This is a genomic window from Tianweitania aestuarii (assembly GCF_018457165.1).
GTDB lineage: Bacteria > Pseudomonadota > Alphaproteobacteria > Rhizobiales > Rhizobiaceae > Tianweitania > Tianweitania aestuarii.
In genome coordinates, this window is sequence record NZ_JAFMNX010000002.1 from 501,840 (window position 1) to 522,233 (window position 20,394).

The window sequence follows — 20,394 nt, forward strand, 5'->3', positions numbered from 1 at the left end:
ATGATCAGCAAGCACACTTTTGCATGCTTGCCCTGCTTTTTAACAGGCCTGCATGCAGATTCGGTTTGTGGGTTCACGCGTACTTAATCTACGCTCGGCCTTGATAGGGGCCGAACTGCGGGAGACTTGGAATCTAGATGCCAGCTCGGAAACGAGTCGCGTTACAGATCCGGACAATCATTGTCGCGGTTGTGGCATCTGTTGCGGCTCTGGCGGCATTCGGCTTCTATGCCGGCGCGCGGGTCGACCAGGACGCGATCGATCGGCAGAACTATCTCGCCTTCAACGCCCTGGCCGCGGAACGCGCCGACTTCCAGCGACAACAGCAGGTTGCAACCGCAACGCCCGAAGCCTGGATCTTTTCGCGCTCGAACAACCAGGCCTGGCTCGACCGCAATCTCGGAACACGCCTGAGCACCGACTTCGGCCACGACCGCGTTTACATCGTGGATGGCTCGGATGAGATCATCTACGGCATGGAAAACGGCATCCGTCTCGAGCCGAACCAGATCCACTTGGCCGACGCGATACGATCCAGCATCGACCGTGCGCAAAGCAGCGTCTTGGATCCGGCAGTCGACCCGCGCCAAACCACCGCCGACACGATCTTGATCGGCAAGATGCCGGCGATGATCAGCATCGTGTCCCTGCTTCCAAGCTCGACACCGTTTCACCCAAGCATCACCGCGCGCTTTCTTCATGTCTCCGTCAAGTTTCTCGATGCCGAACTGATTGGCCGCATGGGCGAACAGTTTCGCCTGTCCAACAGCCACTTCGAGCAGGTCTCGGAGCCTCAGGAGGACCAAAGCCGCATTCCCGTGATGTCGGCGGACAACACCCTGCTCGGTTATATCGCCTGGGATCCGGTGCGACCGGCCAGCCGGCTGCTCGGCGATCTGATGCCCGCTTTGACGGCGGTGTCGGTCCTCATCGCGCTGGTTCTCGCCTTTCTGCTTTATCGCTTCCGCCGCGCCACCTTGCAGCTTCAAACAAGCGAAGCGCACGCGCAGCATCTCGCCTTTCACGATGCGCTGACGGATCTGCCGAACCGCTCCTTGTTCGAGGAAAGGCTGCGCCTTGCGCTGCAAAAGCAGCAAGGCAAGACCACCAAGACCGCCCTGCTTTATCTCGATCTCGATCACTTCAAGCACATCAACGACACGCTCGGGCATCCCGCTGGAGACAATCTCGTGCGCCAGGTCGCACGCCGGCTCGAAACCGTGGTTCGCCGCAGCGACACAGTGGCCCGACTGGGCGGCGACGAATTCGGCATCGTGCTGGAATCCGTGCAAGATGTTTGCACCGTCCACCGGGCCGCCGAGCGCGTGGTCGCAGCCCTGGCGCGGCCTTTCGATCTTCAGGGCGAGATCGTTCATATCGGCGCATCGGTCGGCGTCGTGATCGCGCCCGATGCCGGCACCGATGCAGAAGACCTTCGCCGCAAGGCCGACATCGCGCTTTATGAAGCCAAGAACAACGGCCGCAACCGCTTCCAGATGTTCACCAAAGGCATGGACGAACTGCTTGCGCGCCGCGGGCGCATCGAAAGCGAGCTGCGGATCGCCTTGAGAACCGGCGAAGGGCTGGCGCTGATGTTCCAGCCGATCATGGCCGCCGATGGGCAAACCATCCTCGGCGCGGAAGCCCTGACGCGCTGGCACCATCCCGTTCAAGGCGCCATCTCGACGGCCCAGTTCGTCGCCATCGCCGAGCAGCGCGGATTGATCGCCGAACTTGGAAGCTGGGTCGCCCGCTCAGCCATCGCCTTTCTGGCGACAAGCAACCTGCCCTGGGTCGCCATCAATGTATCGCCGAGCGAACTGCGCGATCCGAGCTTCGCCGATCATCTTCTCGCACTTCTGGCCGAGCATGGCGTCGAACCGGGGCGATTGCAGGTCGAGATCACCGAAGGCGTTCTTCTGGAAGGCAAGCGCACCGTCACGAAAGTTCTGCAAACCCTCCATGAAGCGGGCGTGACGATCGCGCTGGACGATTTCGGCACCGGCTATTCGTCGCTCGGCTATCTCAGGCGTCACACGATCGACAAGCTGAAGATCGACCGCACCTTCATCCGCGAACTGGGCCGGGCGCCCGAAGACGACGCCATCGTCAAGGCCGTGATCGATCTTGCCCGGTCCTTGAAGCTGAAGGTCACCGCGGAAGGCGTCGAAACCGGCACACAGTTTCGCCGCGTCGTGGATCTCGGATGCCTCGAACTCCAGGGCTTCCTGTTCAGCGAAGCCGTACCCGCCGCCGATCTGCGCCGCATGTTCGATGAACCCGCGCACAAGCTGACGACAACCAGCTTCGCCTGACCCGCATCTCTTCTGGCAAGAACAGTCAGTTTGCAGAAAAACCGGCGAAACCGTTGGCCGTGTTCAGTCATTTCCGACCCAGCTTCGCTTAATCGATGCTGAATGACTTCGCTTGACGTAGGGTCACCCTAACATATGTTAGTCGACGGAGAAGAAGCGGTTGGTGTCCGGCCAGAACTTTTCTAGTTCTACGGTAGAGGAGAGGAAAAAGCTCAAATTAGTTAAACAAGTCAGTCACTCGCTGATTTCCGTTACCGATCGTCTTCAAGGTCATTTCTGGCTCTGAGCCTGATCCTGAAGGCAACGAAGAAAAACTCCGGCCTGCCTGGCGGTACGGAGTCCAAATACGGGGACTTTGAAAATGCCGAACTTGCAAATTCCCATGAAGCACTTCGCCCAAGGCAAACGAGACCTTGGCCGTTTATCTTCAGATCAGTCATCGACACCGGTGAAGCGAAAGCCCGGTCGTCCACCCGTTCCGAACCCTAAACAAGCCGTGTCGCTTCGCCTGGAGCCGGAAGTGCTGGAAAAGTTCCGCGCCACGGGAGCCGGCTGGCAGCGGCGTATGAATGACGTATTGAAGGCTGCCAAGCTCGACGATTAACGGTCGAGCACGGCGCGGATCTCAACCAGGTTCGAACGCACCCGCAGCACATAGAAACCCATGGTCGCGAGATGGGTCGGCATGATCCATCCATCTTCGCTGCCATTGGAGATGATGGCGGGCTGAATGCGCAAAGCGGACTGGATCTGCTGTTCCAGCTCCTGCCAAAGGCTCGTCAGCCCCCTGTTTTGCACCACGGCCGCGAAATCGTGGCGGGCAGCGGTCAGGATGCCGTAATAGCCGTAGAGCTGGCCGTAAGCGAACCAGAAACGGTCATCGGCCCGCGTGTCGAACCAGCCGCTATTGTAGGTCTCCGAGCGCTCGCGCAGGATGGCCGAGGTTGAGCCGAGATCGCTGGCGATCCGTTCCACGAACTGCAGCAGGTTGTCGCCGCGCGCATCGAACTGCACCGCGCAAGATTGCATCCGGTCGTTGAAGGAGCGCAGATCGCGCATCGCGGCACGGTAATAAGACGGTGTCGGCGTTTTTGGCCCGAACGGGCTCAAGCCGAAATACCAGGTATATTCATCGAACTGCATATTGCCGCGCGCATCCTGCAGATCGTTGTCTATCTGCGATGTGCCGCGAACACGGCCGAGTGCATCGACGAGTTCGACCGTGGTGCGCCGGATCGCCTGGTTCACGCCACGCTGAAACGCGGCCTTGTTGTCGAGAAACGGCTTGCGGTCCCAGTCCAGTCCGAACAAGCCGACCTTGTAGAGAATGTTCGACGACACCCAGGCATTCTGGTTGACGTTGAAGTCGATCAGGTCGGCCGTGGCATCCACGATGCCGGAGCGAACGCAGGTGCGCACCTCGCCTTCCACACCATCAGCACCCGACACCGGCTGGCTGACGACAGCGGCGTTCTGTGGCCTCGGGGGCTGTAGCAGGCGCCTGCCCCGCATCGGATGCAGGAACCGTCGTGCCCGTTGGTGACGTCGTGCTTGTTGGGTCGGATGTTTGCGCGGAAGCATAGCGCGCCGCATAATCAGGATCGAAATTGCTCCAAACCTGCGTGTTCCACAGGAAATAGCCGTAAAGCCCGACGAGCAGCACCACCACGAGGGCAAACGGCGCCTTGATGATCCAGCTGCGCCCGCCGAGCCAGCGGCCCAGCGCCACGAACGGCCATGCGACCAAAGCCAGCAAGCGGCCGATCAGGTGACCGATCAGTTCGGCTGCGCGCGCAAGAGCCGCGCGGATCGAAGAAAGCATGGAGAACCTCCAAACAAGCCACGCCTGCGCAGCATCATCATCATTGACGCCTCAGATATGGATTCATGGGGCTCAGAACAATGTGCTTCAGCTCTATCCCCGCGCAAAGCCGACGAAATCTTCCGGCGCCACGCGTTTCATCTCTTCTTCCCAATGGCGGCGGCACAGCGAAACATAGGCTTCCTTGCCGATCGCCACCTGCTCGCCTTGATGCGCCACCTTGCCGTCCGCGCCAAGCCGCACCACCATCGTCGCCTTGCGTCCGCAGCGGCAGATCGTGCGCACTTCCCGCAGCTCGTCCGCCAAGGCCAGCAAGGCCTGCGAGCCGGTAAAGAGCTTGCCCTGAAAGTCGGTGCGCAACCCATAGGCCATCACCGGAATGCCCAAACGATCGGCCACCCGGGCCAGCTGCCAGACCTGATCCTCGCTCAGGAACTGTGCTTCATCCACGAACACGCAATGCAAAGGGCGATGCGCGTGATGCCCGCCGACCAAGGCCAGGAGATCGTCGCCCGCGCCGAACAGCTCCGCCTCGGCCTCAAGCCCGATGCGCGAGGAGATATAGCCACGATCGCCGCGCCGGTAATGACCGGCAACGAGCAGCAGCGTGTGCATGCCGCGCTCCCCGTAGTTATAGGAAGCTTGCAGCAGCAAGGTGCTCTTGCCGGCATTCATCGTCGCGTAGTGGAAATACAGCTTGGCCATGGGAGCGCCTTTTAAGCGCAAGCACCGCCCAGGTGGAAGTGCGCGCTGCGATCCGGCGGCATTTACGCCGGTATTCGCCCTGACGGGTTGCATAACAGCCGTTTTGATGGTTCGTTTCGGCCAAATCGAACCTCGGCAAGAATGCGGCACCGCTCCGTTCGCCCTTCGAGGAGAACCATCCGCCGTCCTGCCATCCAATGGGAGTTTTTGAATGTCGCTGACCGTAAAGCTTGTATCTTCGGCCCTTCTCGTCACGGCCTTTACCGCCGGAACCGCACAGGCCGCCGAGCCCGATAGCTGCAAGACGGTGCGCTTCTCCGATGTCGGCTGGACCGACATCACCGCAACAACGGCCACAGCCTCGGTGATCGCGGACGCGCTCGGCTACGAGCCGACCACGCAGATCCTGTCCGTTCCGGTGACCTACGCATCCCTGAAAAACAAGGACATCGACGTCTTCCTCGGCAACTGGATGCCGACAATGGAAGCAGACATCGCGCCCTACCGCGAAGACAAGTCGGTGGAAACGATCACCACCAATCTGGAAGGCGCGAAATACACGCTGGCCGTGCCGAAATACACCTTCGACGCCGGCATCAAGAGCTTTGCCGACATCGCCAAGAACAAGGACAAGCTCGACAGCAAGATCTATGGCATCGAGCCCGGCAACGACGGCAACCGTCTGATCCTGGACATGATCTCGGAAAACAAGTTCGACCTCAAGGGCTTCGAACTCGTGGAAAGCTCGGAAGCCGGCATGCTGTCGGAAGTCCGCCGCGCCACCAATTCCGAGAAGGACATCGTCTTCTTGGGATGGGCGCCGCATCCCATGAATTCGAGCTTCGACATCGAATATCTGGCAGGCGGCGATGAAGTCTTCGGCCCGAACTACGGCGGCGCTACCGTGCACACCAATGTACGCGCAGGCTACACCACGGAATGCCCCAACATGGGCACGCTCCTGAAGAACATGGTGTTCTCGCTCGACATGGAAAACGAGATCATGGGCGCGATCCTCAATGACGGCTCCGATCCCAAGGAAGCCGCGACCGCCTGGCTGAAGAAGAACCCGGATGTCGTGACCCCATGGCTGGAAGGCGTCACCACCTTCGACGGCGGCGATGCAACGCAAGCCGTGAACACCGCGCTCGGCGGCTAAAAACCTGACCATCTGATCGCGGCGGCCTTTCACCGGCCGCCGCCTTTTGCACTTGAACTGACGAGGTCCGATGGGAACCGACCAAGGCTGGATGGATGCCGCCGGCGAGATGCTGACCACCAAGATCCCCGTGGGACGCTGGGGCAAGCTCTTCTTCGACTATCTGACCTCGAACTTCGCCTGGTTCTTCGATTCGCTGGCAAGCAGCATCAGCTCGATCCTGTCCAGCGCCACCGACGCCCTCATGTGGCTTCCGCCCCTCGTGCTGATCGCCCTGATCGTCGCGCTTTCCTATGTCCTGCAACGCTCTTGGCAGCTCGCGCTGGGCACAGCACTCGGCCTCCTGTTCATTCTCAATCAGGGCCTTTGGTCCGAAACGGTCGAAACCCTCGTGCTGGTGGTGTCCGCTGCCGCCATGTCGATGCTGATCGGCGTGCCGATCGGCATCTGGGCCGCGCATCACGAACGCGCTTATACCTGGCTGCAGCCGATCCTCGATCTGATGCAAACGCTGCCGACCTTCGTTTATCTCATTCCCGTGCTGATCCTGTTTGGCCTCGGCGTCGCGCCGGGCGTGATCGTCACCGTGATCTTCGCCTCCCCCGCTCCCATCCGGCTGACTTATCTCGGCATCAAGTCCGTCCCGGTGCCGATGCTGGAAGCCGGCGAAGCCTTCGGCGCCACCAAGCGCCAGCTCCTTTGGAAGGTAGAACTGCCGGCAGCTCTGCCCACCATCATGGCCGGCCTGACCCAATGCATCATGCTGTGCCTGTCGATGGTGGTGATCGCAGCCCTCATCGGTGCCAACGGGCTCGGCAAGCCGGTGGTGCGCGCCTTGAACTCGGTCAACATCCCGCTTGGCCTCGAAGCCGGCCTCGCCATCGTCGTGCTTGCCATCATCCTCGACCGCATGTCGCGCATTCGTACGGGAGCCACCCGTTGAGCACCGCAGTCGATTTCCAGAACGTCGATATCATCTTCGGCGATCAAACCCAGCAGCAGCGCGCCATCGGCATGGTGGACAAGGGTGAAAGCCGCGAAGACATCCTGGCTGCCACCGGTGCGGTTCTCGGCTGCGCCGGCGCCAATCTGGCCGTGGAAGAAGGCGAGATCTCTGTTCTCATGGGCCTGTCTGGCTCCGGCAAATCGACGCTTCTGCGCGCCGTCAATCGCTTGAACGTACCGACGCGCGGCAAGGTCTTCGTCAAGCATGAAGACCGCATGGTGGATGTCGTCACCTGCGACAACCGCACCTTGCGCCAGATCCGGCAAAACCGCGTTGCGATGGTGTTCCAGCAGTTCGCGCTTCTGCCCTGGCGCACGGTGGAAGAAAATGTCGGCTTCGGCCTCGAACTCGCGGGCGTTCCCCAGGCCGATCGCAAGAAGCGCGTCGATGAACAGCTCGCACTCGTCGGCCTCGATCAATGGGCCGGCAAGTATGCCCATGAACTGTCCGGCGGCATGCAGCAGCGCGTCGGCCTCGCCCGCGCCTTCGCCACCCAGGCGCCCATCCTGCTCATGGACGAGCCGTTTTCCGCCCTCGATCCGCTGATCCGCACCAAGCTTCAGGACGAGCTCCTGATGCTTCAGGCCAAGCTGAAAAAGACGATCGTCTTCGTCAGCCACGATCTCGAGGAAGCGCTCAAGATCGGCAACAAGATTACCATCATGGAAGGCGGCCGGATCGTGCAGACCGGCGCGCCGGAAGAGATCGTGCTCAATCCCGCCGATGACTACGTGCGCGAATTCATCGCCAACGTGAACCCGCTTTCCGTGCTCACCGCCTGGAACGTCATGCGCGACAAGCGCGATCTGGCGGACGCCGGCGGCGATGGCTGGCTGTGGCTTGATCGCCGCGAAACCACCCGCTTCAAGGTCGATCCCGACGGGCTGGTGGCCGCCGCCGAGCGCAACGGTCATCCAGCCCTCTGGACCTCCTGCGACGACAACGAGACCCTGCCGCCCGATGCGCCGCGCGTTTACTGGGCCAAGCCCGGTACATCGCTGAAAACGGTCATGCGCGCCATGCAGCGCTCGCACACCGCACCCGTTGCGCTGTTCGACGAACAATCCCGCTTCGTCGGCGCGATCGGCATTCAGGATGTGCTGCACGCCATGGTTCGCCGCGCCTGACACTCTGCGCGATTTCGCCGGCCCCGTTCATTCCGGCGAAAGGGTCTCTCCTGCATGAAGAAGCCGGTTCGTACCGGTTGGGGAATAATCGTGACAGGGATCGCCTTTGTCGGCACCGGCTTCGTGGCCGATTATTACATCACCACCCTGCGCAATCATCCCGCGCTGACCCTGGTGGGCGTGCATGACCGTGATCCGGCCCAGCAGAAGCGCTTCGCCAGCTATTACAACACCCCGACCTATCCCAATCTGGACGCGCTTCTGGCCGACCCGGACGTCTCGATCGTCGTCAACCTGACGAGCCCGGAAAGCCACGCAGCCGTTTCGCGCCAAGCCTTGATAGCCGGCAAGCATGTCTACAGCGAAAAGCCAATGGCCATGCACTACGACGACGCCGCCGCGCTCGTTCAGCTGGCCGAAGACCGCGGCCTGTGCCTTGCATCCGCACCCGCCAATGCGCTCAGCGCCAGCTACAAGGCGGTCGCAAAAGCCTTGAGCGACGATGCGATCGGCCAGCCACGACTGATCTATGCCGAAATGGAAGACGGTCCGGTGTTTCGCGAGCGCTGGGCAAACTGGCGCTCGCCATCCGGCGCACCCTGGCCCGGCATTCATGAATTCGAAGTCGGTTGCACGCTCGAACATGCCGCCTATGCCTTGTCCTGGCTGGTCGCGCTGTGCGGTCCGGTCGAAAGCCTGACGGCCTTTTCCGCACTCTGCTTTCCCGACAAGGGCCAGCCCGCCGGCGTCCCGCTCGGTCCGGATTTCTCCGTCGGCCTCCTGAACTTCCGCAGCGGTGTTGTTGCCCGCCTGACCTCCGGACTGACTGCGCCGAAGGATCGCTCCCTGACGATCCTGGGCGATGCAGGCACGATCACGGTGGACGATCTCTGGAACCACCATTCGCCCGCGCGCCTCGAGCAGACGGCTGCCGGACGCCGCATTTCCGAAAAGATCGCCGGCCGCATCGAACGCAGGCTCGGCCGCACCCTGCCGCTTCGCCCCAAGCCAGGCACGGCCCTGCCGATTGCCGCCGCCGGCAAGCTCACCCTGCCGAACTTCCCCTCGCAGATCGATTTCTGCGCCGGCATCGCCGCGCAGGCCGAGGCCATCAAGCGCCAAAGCCGGCCGTTCTTCTCCGGCGCCGTTTCGCTGCACATCACCGAACTGGTGCTGGCACTGTCGAACGCCGGCCGCGATGCCGCGCCCTACATCCTGCGTTCCACCTTCAGCGGCGATTTTCCGGCGATTGCGCCAGCACACGCTGGATGATCTCCAGCACGGCGATGCTGGCTTGCAGCGGCATCACCGAAGAGGCCCGCTTGGCCCCACGAACGGCCCGCATCACCGCCTGCGCTTCGAACTGAAGCCCGCCGCCGGCAAAGGATCGAGTGATGATCCGCCGGCCCGGCACCGGCAGGCGCGACAACAAACGCCCGCCACGTCCCGGCAGCGGCGATCGGCTTCCCAAGCCCGGCAACTTTTCCAGCCAAGGTGCCGAAACGCTGAGCCGCGACGCCTTGAGAAAAGGCCCGTGCAGAACAAGCGTCCCCTTCGTTCCCCGCACCACGAAGCGGTTGTCGCCGTCACGGTCGAAGCCGCAAGACAGCTGCCCCGTCGCCCCTCCGATCGTCAGATCGAACCGGGCGCGCATATCGACACCCGTTTCTGCCGCCCACCAGCGCCCACCCGCCTTTTCCGGCTGCCCGAGCAGATGCAGAGCCATCGACAGCGGGTAAACGCCGAGATCGAGCGCCGCCCCGCCGCCAAGCACGGGATCGAAGAACCGGCTGGCCGCATCGAACGGCTTGAAGAACGACAGATCGCCCTCGAAGCTCTGGATGTCGCCGAGCGCACCGCTGCGGATCAAGGCGCGCGCTTCTTCCACGACGGGCAGAAAACGGCTCCACATCGCTTCCATGACGAAGGTCTGACTTTTCGCCGCTTCAACCTGGATGGCGCGGGCTTCATCGGCATCGCGCCCGATCGGCTTTTCCACCAGCACCGGCTTTCCCGCACGGCAACAGGCGATCGCCTGTTCGGCATGCAGGCTGTTCGGCGTGGCCAGATAGATCGCGTCGATCGTGTCATCCGCCAGAAGCGCATCCAAAGCCGTGTAGATCCTGGCTTCGGGCGCCGCCGTCCTGAACGCATCGGGCACCTGGCCGCGCCGCGAAACAAAGGCGCCGATGCGAGCGGAATGCACTTCGGCGAGATCCGCCACGAATTGCGCCGCGATCACGCCTGTTCCAACGATGCCCCAGGCAAACGGCCGGTTGCTCGATGGTGAATGGGGAGCCGATATGATCATGCGCAAAACCTATCCTGTTCCGGATAATTTTGTGTGGATGGATGACACAACGCCGTTCGGTCCGATTTGGCCGAACCGACTTTTCGTTTGATCGCCGGCAGCTTTGCCGTAAACAGCGGCGGGGCCACGATCCCGGCGGATCGGGCAAGAGGAACGGGAGAAAACCAATGAATCTTTCGGGTCAGGTTGCAATCGTCACCGGCGGCGGTTCAGGCTTGGGCGAGGCCACGGCACGCGCAATGGCAGCACAGGGCGCCAAGGTCGCGCTGTTCGACATCGGCATGGAGCGCGCCGAAAAGGTCGCGAGCGAAATCGGTGGTCTTGCGGTGAAGTGCGACGTGTCCAGCGACGAAAGCGCGACGGCCGCCGTTGCCGAAGTCGTGGAGAAGCTCGGCACCCCGCGCGTTCTCGTGAACTGCGCCGGCATCGTTCTGGCCGCAAAAACGCTCGGCAAGGAAGGCCCGCACCCGCTCGACACCTATCGCAAGGTCATCGAGATCAACCTGCTCGGCACCTTCAACGTCATTCGTCTGGTGGCCGACAAGATGCGCCATGCCGAACCGCAGGAAGATGGCGAGCGCGGCGTCATCATCAACACCGCATCGGTCGCCGCCTATGACGGTCAGGTCGGACAGGCCGCTTATTCCGCTTCGAAAGGCGGCATTGTCGGCATGACCCTGCCGATCGCCCGCGACCTTGCGCGCGACGGCATTCGCGTCATGACCATTGCGCCGGGCATCTTCTGGACGCCCATGATGGCGAGCTTGCCCGAAAACGCACAGAAGTCGCTGGGCGAACAGGTGCCCTTCCCTTCGCGTCTCGGCCAGCCCACCGAATATGCCGACCTCGCCATGCACATCATCGGCAATCGCATGCTGAACGGCGAAGTCATCCGTCTGGATGGCGCGATCCGCATGGCGCCACGGTAACGAATAATGGCGAAGCCGGAACACGTGCTTCGCCCCCTCGACAACGAGGCGGTGCGGTTAGCCAGAACGCTGATGCGCACCGCGCGCTTCGGCGCTTTGGCCGTGCTTGATCCAAGCGATGGCAGTCCACTCGTCAGCCGCGTCGCCGTTGCCACCGATTGCGACGGCGCGCCGCTCCTGCTTGTTTCCGGCCTGTCGCAGCACACGCAGGCCCTGCAACACGACCCGCGCTGTTCCTTGTTGCTGGGTGAACCCGGCAAGGGCGACGCGCTGGCTTACCCCCGGCTTTCGCTGAACTGCACGGCCGAACTCGTCGAAAACGAAGTCGACCTTGCCCGCATGTCCGACCGCTTCCTGCGTCATGTCCCCAAAGCAGCGCTTTACGCCGCACTGCCCGATTTCCGAATCTATCGTTGCCAGCCCCGCAGCGGATCGCTGAACGGCGGGTTCGGCAAGGCCTATCGGTTGGAACCCGCCGATTGCCTCACCGCCCAAGCGTTCAGCCTCGCCCCCTTCGAAACGCCGATCCTCGAGCACATGAACGAAGACCATGCCGATGCGGTGGCGCTTTATGCCGAAAAACTTGCAGGCCAGCCCGCCGCCAAATGGAGCCTGACCGGCATCGATCCCGAGGGCATCGACCTTGCCGCCGGCGACCTGACGGCGCGCGTCTGGTTCGATCAGCGGGTGGAAACCCGCCAGGACGCGCGCGCCGCTCTGGTGGCGCTCGTGGCCAAGGCGCAAGACACGGCTTCGGCGGCGCCTGAGCCGCCAAGCAAAGAATAATTTAGCATCGTGAAACTTTCGCACACAACGGACCGTAACTTCGGCTTCAAGCAGTTCACGTTGAAAGTTGGGTATCGTGTCCAAGCCAATCATGGAACGCGCAGACGAGATTGCTGCGCTGCTGAGCATGCTCGGCAACACAAAACGCCTGTTGATCATGTGCCATCTTCGCGAAGGCGAGATGTCGGTCGGCAAGATTGCGGAAAGCGTGCAGCTCAGCCAATCGGCTTTGTCGCAGCACCTCGCCAAGCTTCGTCAGCTCCAGCTGGTGGAAACGCGCCGCGACAAGCAGACGATCTATTATTCGCTGTCGTCGCCCGTCACGCGCAACCTGTTGAGCACGCTGGAAGAGCTTTACAAGGACAAGCGCGGCGCATCACACGGCGACAAGGCTTCGGCCGCGACCGTTTAAAGCCATCGGCCTTGCATCCGAACAAAGCGGATCGGCCATGACGACCATCATCCGCATCGAAGACCCGCAAGATCTGCGCATCTCCGCTTACCGGAACGTGCGCGATCGGGATCTTGCGCGCGACAACGACACCTTCATCGCCGAAGGCAAGGTCGTCCTGTCCGTTCTGTTCGCCGCCCGCCGTTTCCCGCCCTTGTCGGCGCTCGTTCTGGAAAACCGGCTCGACGGCGTCAGCGACGTTTTGTCGACGGCCCCGTCCGACATGCCCGTTTATGTCGCCTCTCAATCCGTCATGGACGCCATCGCCGGCTTCCACATCCATCGCGGCATCCTGGCGCTCGCGCAGCGCACACCACCACCCTCGCCCGCAGCACTGCTCGAAAAGCTGCCGGCCGATGCGCTGGTGGTTGTTCTGGTCGGCATCGCCAATCACGACAATGTCGGCGCGATCTTCCGCAACGCCGCCGCTTTCGAAGCCGATGCCGTGTTGCTCGATCAAACCTGCTGCGATCCGCTTTATCGCAAGGCGATCCGCGTTTCGGTTGGCGCTGCGCTCAAGGTGCCGTTTGCGCGCGGTGGTTCGGCAGGCGAACTGGCCGACAGCCTCGCCCAGCACGGCTTCAACGCCGTGGCACTCAGTCCGTCGGGCGCCGAAAGCCTGTCTGCCGTTACGCCGTCCGGCCGCACCGCGATCCTGCTCGGTACGGAAGGCGAAGGCCTGCCGCCGGCGCTCATGCAGCGGCTGCGCACCGTCCGCATTCCGATGTCCCAGAGTTTCGACAGTTTGAACGTCGCAACCGCCTCAGCGATCGCCCTTCACCGGCTTGGCCGCTTCCGCGACTGACGCCGCGTCCTGCAGCGCGCGAATGCGGTCGGCCAGCGTCAGCGTTCCCGTTCGCCCACCAACCGATGCCTGCGATGCCAGCGCCGCGTCGATCGGCGAGCCCGGCCCTTCCAGAACCCGCGTCATATGCACCATCTGCGCCGCGATCTGGGCAAGGTCGTCGCGCAAACCGTTCGGCGCCGCAGACGCCACGGCGCTGTCGCTCGATCCAGACTGCTGCCGCAGCCGGTCGTTCTCCGCGGCCAAAGCCAGAAGCTGCGCTTCCAGCCGGTCGCGATCCGCTTCCAGCCGCGCCACCGCGCCGTCCATCCCACTGGAAGACCCGCCCACATCCCTATCCGCCAGCTCGGCTTCAAGCCGCATCGCGCTTGCCTGAACCTGGGTCAATTCGAGACGAAGCTCCTCTTCCGTGCGCTCGGCCTGTTTCAGCTCCCGCTGAAGCTGCGCAATTTCCCGGGAAAACGCATCCGGCCCCGCTTCGATCTCGGCCTGCGCAGCATGATCGCTGTTCTGGTCTGCAACAGGCCCGTCGTCCTCGACGCCACGCAGCTGGCTGATCATCCGGTCGCGGCGCGCCAGCGTTTCCTCGCGGTCGGACAGATCGCGCAGCAAACGCGCAATCGTGTTTTCGAGATCGACCACCTTGCGGCGTTCCGTTTTCAGATCCTCGCCCGCACGCCGCTCGGAGGCCGATTGCTCGCGCACCTTCTGCTCGTTTTCGCCACGCTGCGCCCGCAGCTGCGTCACGATCGCGCTCAACCGGTCGATCTCCCCATCGCGCGCCACGAGGTCGATCTGGCGGTTGCTGGCCACCAGGCTCGCTTCCTCGTGAAGACGGCTCATCTCCTCGTAAGCCAGGCTCTTGTCGGCAAGGGTGCGCTCGGCGAAAGACAGCTTGTCCTTCAAACCGGCCACCGCGTCCCGCTCCCCGGTCAGCTGCAGTTCGAGATCGGCAATGGTGACGTCGCGCGCGGCAACGGCAGCACTGCGCTCGGCATTGGTTTGTTCGGCAGATTTCAACTGCGCAGTGAGCCGCGCGATCTCGACCGAGCGTTCGTTGGCTCTCGATTTCTGCGATTTCGCATCCGCCTCGACGCGGCGCACCTCAACGGCATATTCGGCGCGAACCCGGTCGCGCTCTGCCTGCATTTCGTTCAGGCTCATCGGCAAGGTCGCTTCCAGACGCTGACGCGTCAGCCGTTCGGCGCGGCGGCGATAGGCCGGCGCGATCAGAATGGCAAGCAGACCCGCAAGCAGGAAGCCGAGGATGAAGGCTAGAATGGACTGGATGACCACAGAAACGCCGAACCGGTGAACTCGAAATCACTGTGCCACGGAGGAGACCGTAAAATCCACCTCCCCGGTCAAGGAAAGCGCGTTCCGGTTAATGTTCAGAACGGGTTCCAGGTCGGCTGCGAAGTCAGCTTGAGATAGCCGATATTGACGCCGAGCCGCGCGCCGACGCCGGTGCGCACCGGCACGAGCAGGATCGACCCGTTCTTCAACACGTTGAAGCCGAGACCGGCCAGCACATAGGCCGAGCCCGCCACGCCGCCATAGCGCCGGTACAGGCTGTTGACGTCGTCGAGGTTGTAAACGAGCACCATCGTGCGCGAGCCCTGCCCGCCGAAATCCCAGCCAACCGACGGTCCCTGCCAGAACACGTTGTGGTCGCCGGCATTCTTGGTGAACAGCGTGCCTTCGCCGTAAGTCACGCCGCCAATAAGCGCGCCCGAGCCTTCTTCGCCCAGCACGTAACCGTTCGGCAGGCCGTAGGATGAAAAGATCCGCTCGATGATGGTGGCCAGCCCGCCGGACGCTTCGCCGAAGAACTTGTGACCGGAATCGACGATCTCCTCGGCCGTGTAGGTTTCCTGCGCCTGTGCGCGGGGCGCGGCGCTCAGCGCCAGACCCACGGCCAGCACGAGCATCCCCAGCTTGGTCACCAGCTTGTTCGCAAACGACAAGAGCATGCGCTTATCTCCTGTTTGGGAGCCGTTCAGGCCTCGTTCAATGCCTTTGATGCCCGCAGCGCCGAAGCTGCCGACATGTCTTGATCCGGGACGCTACGCCGCAATCCTTTTTCAACCATTAAGATGCATGATTTCTTCACCATAACCGCTGGCTGCGCCGCGCTGTCTCCCAAACGAGACAGCGTTCGTGGCTTGCGAAGAGCTTGCAATGCCGCGAAGTAGCGGGAACAAACGCATTTGATTCGAATGCGATCAGATTGGGGATGCATCATGGCTGAGCTTGTAACGCTGTCGGCACCGGATCTTGCAGCGCTGCTGTGCAGCCGTGTCTGCCACGACATCATTTCCCCCGTCGGCGCGATCAACAACGGTCTCGAGCTGCTGGATGAAGGCGGCGCCGACGAAGATGCAATGAACCTCATTCGCACCAGCGCGCGCAACGCCTCTGCCCGCCTGCAGTTTGCTCGCATCGCCTTCGGCGCGGCCGGTTCTGCCGGAATGCAGATCGACACAGGCGATGCGCAGGCCGTCGCGATGGCCTATCTCGCCAATGAAAAGCCCGATCTTGAATGGAACGGCGCTCGCGCCCTTCTTCCGAAGAACCAGGTCAAGCTTCTGCTCAACCTGATCCTCATTTCGATCGGCACCATTCCGCGCGGCGGCAAGATCACGGTCACGCTGGAAGACACAGACACCAAGCCGCGCTTCAGCCTGGCTTCAGCCGGCCCGATGGTGCGCGTTCCGCCGAAGTTCCTCGAACTGCACGGCGGCGGCCGGCCGGAAGAGCCGATCGATGCCCATTCGGTTCAGCCCTATTATACCCTGCTCCTGGCGCGTGAAGCGGGCATGGAAATCTCCATCCGCACCACGCCGGAAGAAATCCTTCTGACCGCGAGCTGATCGCCCTTTGTTGCGACATCGCTAAAGTTCTCGCGATGTCGTTAGCCTTTCTTCCATGATCCCCCTCTAGTTTTCGTCTGGCAATAATTCACGCCGGCGGAGGGGAACACGGGCATGAAGCGGTGCATGATCGTCGATGCGTCGGATGTCATCCGACGTGTCGCAAGGCGCATTCTGGAAAGCCAGGACATGGTGGTGGTAGAAGCTGCCAACGGTCGCGAGGCCCTGGCGCATTGCGACCAAAAGGTGCCCGACATCATTCTGGTTGAAGCCAGATTGCCTGACATGGCGATGTCCGACTTCCTGCACAATGTGCAACTGAACAACGCCAAGCCCCAGATCGTCATCAGCCTGATCCGGCTCGATATCGGCGCCATCATGCGCGCCAAGCGTGCCGGCGCGTCCGGCTATCTCCTGAAACCCTTCGACCGCAGCCACCTCCTGGGCAGCCTGCGCCAGAGCTTCGGCTCCACCGGCAACAAGCGCCCCACGATGACCGCCGCCTGAAACAGGCCGCCTGAAACAAAAAACCCGGCGGGAAGCCGGGTTCTTCGGAAAGCTCGATGTGATCGATGATCAGGCGCTGACGCGCACTTCCTCGGGCTCGCGCAGCACATAGCCACGGCCCCACACCGTTTCGATGAAGTTCTGGCCGCCCGAAGCGTGATCGAGCTTCTTGCGCAGCTTGCAGATGAAGACGTCGATGATCTTCAGCTCCGGCTCGTCCATGCCGCCATAAAGATGGTTGAGGAACATTTCCTTGGTGAGCGTGGTGCCCTTGCGCAAGGAAAGCAGCTCCAGCATCTGATATTCCTTGCCGGTCAGGTGCACGCGCTGGCCGCCGACTTCAACCGTCTTGGCGTCCAGGTTCACGATCAGGTCGCCGGTGGTGATGACCGACTGTGCATGGCCCTTCGAACGACGAACGATCGCGTGAATACGGGCAACCAGCTCGTCCTTGTGGAACGGCTTGGTCATGTAGTCGTCGGCGCCGAAGCCGAGGCCGCGAACCTTGTCCTCGATACCGGCCATGCCGGACAGGATCAGGATCGGCGTCTTCACCTTGGACAAGCGCAGCGTGCGCAGAACTTCATAACCCGACATGTCGGGCAGGTTCAGGTCCAGCAGGATGATATCGTAATCATAAAGCTTGCCGAGATCGACGCCCTCTTCACCGAGGTCCGTCGTATAAACATTGAAGCTCTCGGACTTGAGCATCAACTCAATGCTCTGTGCGGTTGCACTGTCATCTTCAATCAGCAGAACGCGCATCTGAAATCCCCTTATTCGCCGCCACTTCGCGCTCGACCGATGTTCACCCGAACATGGCAGCGACCGCCCTTAAGAAAGTTGCCACCGAATGGTTAACAAAACCTAATCCCGCTTGGCAAGCGACAACCAATTTTGCAACATTTCGGCACAAGCCGTTGTAACCAAACATTAAGTGTCGGGACGCGCCATCATCCTTTTTGCGAGCTTATGGCCGCTAAGTGATTCAGGAGACTCGATGTTTTCGACCTATTAGGATCGTCGCATCTATTTTTACCCGCCCTTAAGTCCTTGGGCCTATGATTAACAATGCCCGTAAACGAAAGGTTACCGGGCGGGGAAAAGATTACGATTTCGTTTCCTGTCGCCCCATCACCTGTCACCAGGCAACGGGCTGCAGACTAGGCATGGAGTGTTGCGCGAACCTTGCTCGTCCCCGGACGGCGGTCGCCGCCAAGGAGTATCCGAGTATGAAGTCCCGCGAGAATCTCGTTAGGCTTAAGCGGTTTCAGGTCAATGAGAAGCGCCGTCAGATGGCACAGCTCGACATGATGATCGCCGAATTCGACCGTATGGCAACCGAGCTGGACCTCCAGATCGCGTCCGAAGAAAAGAAGGCCGGCATTACGGATACGAGCCACTTCGCTTATCCGACCTTCGCCAAGGCCGCGCGCCAGCGCCGCGACAACCTCAAGAACTCCCAGGCCGACCTCGCCCAGCAAAAAAGCGCGGCCCAGGCTCAGCTGTCCGAAGCCGAGATCGAGCTGGAACGCGCCGAGATGCTGGAATCGCGCGATGCGCGTGGCGCTCGCGATATCGAGCCGCAGATCGCCAGCGCCATGATCGGCTGATCCAGCCGACTTCAACCTGAATCGAAACATGAAGGCAGCCGCGCAACCGGCTGCCTTTTTTGCGTTCTGTTCCCGCCGTTGATGGGAAAAGCGGACATGAAAAAAGGCGGCCACGGGGCCGCCTGTCTTCTTTTCGTCCAGTTCGGCGATTAATGCCGATACTGCTGGATCCGAGTGGTTCTCAGGCCAGCAAGCCCATACTCATCGATAGAAGCCTGCCAGGAGAGAAACTCCTCCGTGGTGAGCTTGTATCGCGTGCATGCCTCCTCCAGGCTGAGTAGGCCGCCGCGAACGGCTGCCACAACCTCGGCTTTACGCCGGATCACCCAGCGCCGCGTGTTGGTGGGCGGTAAGTCCGCTACTGTCAGCGGGCTACCGTCCGGCCCGATGACATACTTGACACGCGGGCGAATAAGATCGGTCATCCGTACTCTCTACACTCAACTCAAAGACCTAATCGAACCCAGGTTTAAAGGCTCTGCCTTAAATTTTACCTAAACCTTGTCATAGCTTGCACGGCGACTATGAAGTTTCGCTTACTGAAGTTGTGGGGACTTGATTTGAGCTTTAGCGAAACGCGGCCTGAGGCTCTGGGCTAGGGATCCGGGCTCCAGTCGCAACGGCTCGCCGATCACGCTTGCGAAGCAGCCGACCGTGCAGGGTAGCGCTTCGCCTTGTGGCCCCTTATACTAAGGGCATAACCGCGCGGCCTTGCTCCGCAGCTTGACCCCCGCATCATGAACCAAGGGATGCAGTTAGCGATGAACAGCTTGGATCTTCCCGGCCGTCCGGAAGACACGCGGGTCGTCGTTGCCATGTCGGGCGGCGTCGACTCCTCCGTGGTCGCCGCCATTCTCAAGCGCGAAAATTATGACGTCGTCGGCGTCACGCTCCAGCTTTACGATCATGGCGCCGCCACCCACCGCGCCGGCTCCTGCTGTGCCGGACGCGACATCGATGATGCGCGCCGCGTCTGCGAAACGCTCGGCATTCCTCATTACGTGCTCGATTACGAAGCCCGCTTCCGCGAAGCCGTGATCGATCCGTTCGCGGAAAGCTACGCCGCCGGCGAAACGCCGATCCCATGCGTGTCCTGCAACCAGACCGTCAAGTTCGCCGACCTGCTCGCCACCGCGCAGGATCTCGGTGCCGAAGCGCTTGCCACCGGCCACTACATCCGCAGCCGTGCCAACGGCGCCCATCGCGCCATGTATCGCCCTGTGGATGGCGACCGCGACCAGAGCTACTTCCTGTTTGCCACCACTCAGGCTCAGATCGACTACCTGCGCTTCCCGCTTGGCGGCATGTCGAAGCCTGACGTGCGCAAGATCGCCGAAGAAATGAACCTGTCGGTCGCCACCAAGCAGGACAGCCAGGACATCTGCTTCGTGCCGCAGGGCCGCTACAGCGACATCATCGCCAAGCTTCGCCCCGAAGCCGCCTCGCCCGGCGACATCGTTCATATCGACGGTCGCGTGCTCGGCCGTCATGAAGGCATCCTGCGCTACACGATCGGCCAGCGCCGCGGCATCGGCGTCGCAACCGGCGAACCGCTCTTCGTGGTTCATCTTGATGCCGAAAATGCGCGCGTGGTCGTCGGCCCTCGCGAAGCGCTTGCCACCCGCAAGATTTATCTGCGCTCGACCAACTGGCTCGGCGATGAAGCCCTCGACCAGATCCCTGCCGAAGGTCTCGCGATCTACGCCAAGGTCCGTTCGACTCGCCCGCCGCGCCCGGCAACCTTGCACGTGGATAACAATCAGGTCGTGGTGGAACTCGCCGACGGCGAATCGGGCATCGCGCCCGGTCAGGCCTGCGTCTTTTATTCAGACGACTCGGACGACTCGCGTGTGCTCGGTGGCGGTTTCATCGTGCGCTCGGAACGTGACGCCGATGCCGAGCGAATGCTCGCGCAACTTGCGGCAATTCCTTACCAGTCGGTCGCGTAGAATCGCTTTTCTGCGTTGCCAAATGCGCAAATGGCG

20 protein-coding genes and 1 pseudogene are annotated in these 20,394 nt (G+C 61.9%); 14 read left to right on the forward strand and 7 right to left on the reverse strand.

Annotation, left to right across the window (positions count from 1 at the left end; all coding sequences use genetic code 11):
• The first annotated feature begins 137 nt into the window (after positions 1-137).
• Both JYU29_RS10475 and JYU29_RS10480 read left to right on the forward strand, forming a co-directional pair.
• Complete coding sequence (locus JYU29_RS10475; RefSeq protein ID WP_213984740.1) at positions 138-2,315, forward strand: putative bifunctional diguanylate cyclase/phosphodiesterase; 2,178 nt, start codon at positions 138-140, stop codon at positions 2,313-2,315.
• Positions 2,316-2,676: 361 nt separating this feature from the next.
• Positions 2,677-2,919 carry a BrnA antitoxin family protein gene (locus JYU29_RS10480; RefSeq protein ID WP_213984741.1) on the forward strand — a complete coding sequence of 81 codons (243 nt, stop codon included), beginning with the start codon at positions 2,677-2,679 and terminating at the stop codon, positions 2,917-2,919.
• Here JYU29_RS10480 and JYU29_RS10485 read toward each other — a convergent pair.
• Both JYU29_RS10485 and JYU29_RS10490 read right to left on the reverse strand, forming a co-directional pair.
• Positions 2,916-4,137: pseudogene (locus JYU29_RS10485) on the reverse strand (DUF2333 family protein). The gene JYU29_RS10480 and the pseudogene JYU29_RS10485 overlap by 4 nt on opposite strands.
• Positions 4,138-4,230: 93 nt before the next feature.
• Positions 4,231-4,842 (reverse strand): thymidine kinase, encoded by a 612-nt coding sequence (locus JYU29_RS10490; protein WP_213984743.1) that lies wholly within the window; start codon positions 4,840-4,842, stop codon positions 4,231-4,233.
• Between the two features lie 211 nt (positions 4,843-5,053).
• On the opposite strand from JYU29_RS10490, the gene JYU29_RS10495 reads away from it, so the two are divergent.
• The 4 genes from JYU29_RS10495 to JYU29_RS10510 all read left to right on the forward strand — a co-directional run bounded on the left by JYU29_RS10495 (position 5,054) and on the right by JYU29_RS10510 (position 9,406).
• Positions 5,054-6,001: a choline ABC transporter substrate-binding protein gene (locus JYU29_RS10495; RefSeq protein ID WP_213984744.1), complete on the forward strand. Its 948-nt coding sequence runs from the start codon at positions 5,054-5,056 to the stop codon at positions 5,999-6,001.
• A gap of 91 nt (positions 6,002-6,092) precedes the next feature.
• Positions 6,093-6,944 carry a choline ABC transporter permease subunit gene (gene choW, locus JYU29_RS10500; protein ID WP_213985036.1) on the forward strand — a complete coding sequence of 284 codons (852 nt, stop codon included), beginning with the start codon at positions 6,093-6,095 and terminating at the stop codon, positions 6,942-6,944.
• The gene (gene choV, locus JYU29_RS10505) at positions 6,941-8,134 is read left to right on the forward strand and encodes a choline ABC transporter ATP-binding protein (RefSeq protein ID WP_213984745.1); all 1,194 of its coding nucleotides are present in this window, start codon (positions 6,941-6,943) and stop codon (positions 8,132-8,134) included. The genes choW and choV overlap by 4 nt, the downstream gene beginning before the upstream one ends.
• Positions 8,135-8,188: 54 nt before the next feature.
• Complete coding sequence (locus JYU29_RS10510; protein ID WP_213984746.1) at positions 8,189-9,406, forward strand: Gfo/Idh/MocA family protein; 1,218 nt, start codon at positions 8,189-8,191, stop codon at positions 9,404-9,406.
• Here the strand turns inward: JYU29_RS10510 and JYU29_RS10515 are convergent.
• Positions 9,363-10,445, reverse strand: a complete 1,083-nt coding sequence (locus JYU29_RS10515; RefSeq protein ID WP_213984747.1) for a Gfo/Idh/MocA family protein — start codon at positions 10,443-10,445, stop codon at positions 9,363-9,365. The two genes, JYU29_RS10510 and JYU29_RS10515, sit on opposite strands and share 44 nt — an antisense overlap.
• A gap of 167 nt (positions 10,446-10,612) precedes the next feature.
• Between JYU29_RS10515 and JYU29_RS10520 the strand changes: the two genes are divergently transcribed.
• The 4 genes from JYU29_RS10520 (at position 10,613) to JYU29_RS10535 (ending at position 13,416) form a co-directional block, all read left to right on the forward strand.
• Positions 10,613-11,374, forward strand: coding sequence for a 3-hydroxyacyl-CoA dehydrogenase (locus JYU29_RS10520; RefSeq protein ID WP_213984748.1), 762 nt, complete (start codon positions 10,613-10,615; stop codon positions 11,372-11,374).
• 6 nt (positions 11,375-11,380) lie between these two features.
• A complete protein-coding gene (locus JYU29_RS10525) occupies positions 11,381-12,160 on the forward strand; it encodes a HugZ family pyridoxamine 5'-phosphate oxidase (protein WP_250157336.1) in 780 nt (259 codons plus the stop codon).
• A 91-nt stretch (positions 12,161-12,251) separates the two neighbouring features.
• Positions 12,252-12,572 (forward strand): ArsR/SmtB family transcription factor, encoded by a 321-nt coding sequence (locus tag JYU29_RS10530; protein ID WP_213985038.1) that lies wholly within the window; start codon positions 12,252-12,254, stop codon positions 12,570-12,572.
• Positions 12,573-12,609: 37 nt separating this feature from the next.
• Positions 12,610-13,416: a TrmH family RNA methyltransferase gene (locus JYU29_RS10535; protein ID WP_213984749.1), complete on the forward strand. Its 807-nt coding sequence runs from the start codon at positions 12,610-12,612 to the stop codon at positions 13,414-13,416.
• Here JYU29_RS10535 and JYU29_RS10540 read toward each other — a convergent pair.
• Both JYU29_RS10540 and JYU29_RS10545 read right to left on the reverse strand, forming a co-directional pair.
• Complete coding sequence (locus tag JYU29_RS10540; protein ID WP_213984750.1) at positions 13,375-14,712, reverse strand: coiled-coil domain-containing protein; 1,338 nt, start codon at positions 14,710-14,712, stop codon at positions 13,375-13,377. The genes JYU29_RS10535 and JYU29_RS10540 overlap by 42 nt on opposite strands.
• A 95-nt stretch (positions 14,713-14,807) precedes the next feature.
• Positions 14,808-15,347: a DUF1134 domain-containing protein gene (locus tag JYU29_RS10545; RefSeq protein WP_250157392.1), complete on the reverse strand. Its 540-nt coding sequence runs from the start codon at positions 15,345-15,347 to the stop codon at positions 14,808-14,810.
• Between the two features lie 312 nt (positions 15,348-15,659).
• On the opposite strand from JYU29_RS10545, the gene chpT reads away from it, so the two are divergent.
• Together chpT and JYU29_RS10555 are read left to right on the forward strand one after the other, a co-directional pair.
• Positions 15,660-16,289, forward strand: a complete 630-nt coding sequence (gene chpT, locus JYU29_RS10550) for a histidine phosphotransferase ChpT (protein ID WP_213984752.1) — start codon at positions 15,660-15,662, stop codon at positions 16,287-16,289.
• 114 nt (positions 16,290-16,403) lie between these two features.
• Positions 16,404-16,796 carry a response regulator gene (locus JYU29_RS10555; protein ID WP_213984753.1) on the forward strand — a complete coding sequence of 131 codons (393 nt, stop codon included), beginning with the start codon at positions 16,404-16,406 and terminating at the stop codon, positions 16,794-16,796.
• 69 nt (positions 16,797-16,865) lie between these two features.
• Here the strand turns inward: JYU29_RS10555 and ctrA are convergent, their stop codons facing one another.
• Positions 16,866-17,561 (reverse strand): response regulator transcription factor CtrA, encoded by a 696-nt coding sequence (ctrA, locus tag JYU29_RS10560; RefSeq protein WP_213984754.1) that lies wholly within the window; start codon positions 17,559-17,561, stop codon positions 16,866-16,868.
• A 467-nt stretch (positions 17,562-18,028) separates the two neighbouring features.
• On the opposite strand from ctrA, the gene JYU29_RS10565 reads away from it, so the two are divergent.
• Positions 18,029-18,409 carry a flagellar export protein FliJ gene (locus tag JYU29_RS10565; protein ID WP_213984755.1) on the forward strand — a complete coding sequence of 127 codons (381 nt, stop codon included), beginning with the start codon at positions 18,029-18,031 and terminating at the stop codon, positions 18,407-18,409.
• 149 nt (positions 18,410-18,558) lie between these two features.
• Here the strand turns inward: JYU29_RS10565 and sciP are convergent, their stop codons facing one another.
• Positions 18,559-18,834, reverse strand: a complete 276-nt coding sequence (sciP, locus tag JYU29_RS10570; RefSeq protein WP_213984756.1) for a CtrA inhibitor SciP — start codon at positions 18,832-18,834, stop codon at positions 18,559-18,561.
• Positions 18,835-19,170: 336 nt separating this feature from the next.
• Here sciP and mnmA point away from each other — a divergent pair, with 336 nt between their 5' ends.
• Positions 19,171-20,358 (forward strand): tRNA 2-thiouridine(34) synthase MnmA, encoded by a 1,188-nt coding sequence (mnmA, locus tag JYU29_RS10575; RefSeq protein WP_213984757.1) that lies wholly within the window; start codon positions 19,171-19,173, stop codon positions 20,356-20,358.
• Positions 20,359-20,394 lie beyond the last annotated feature (36 nt).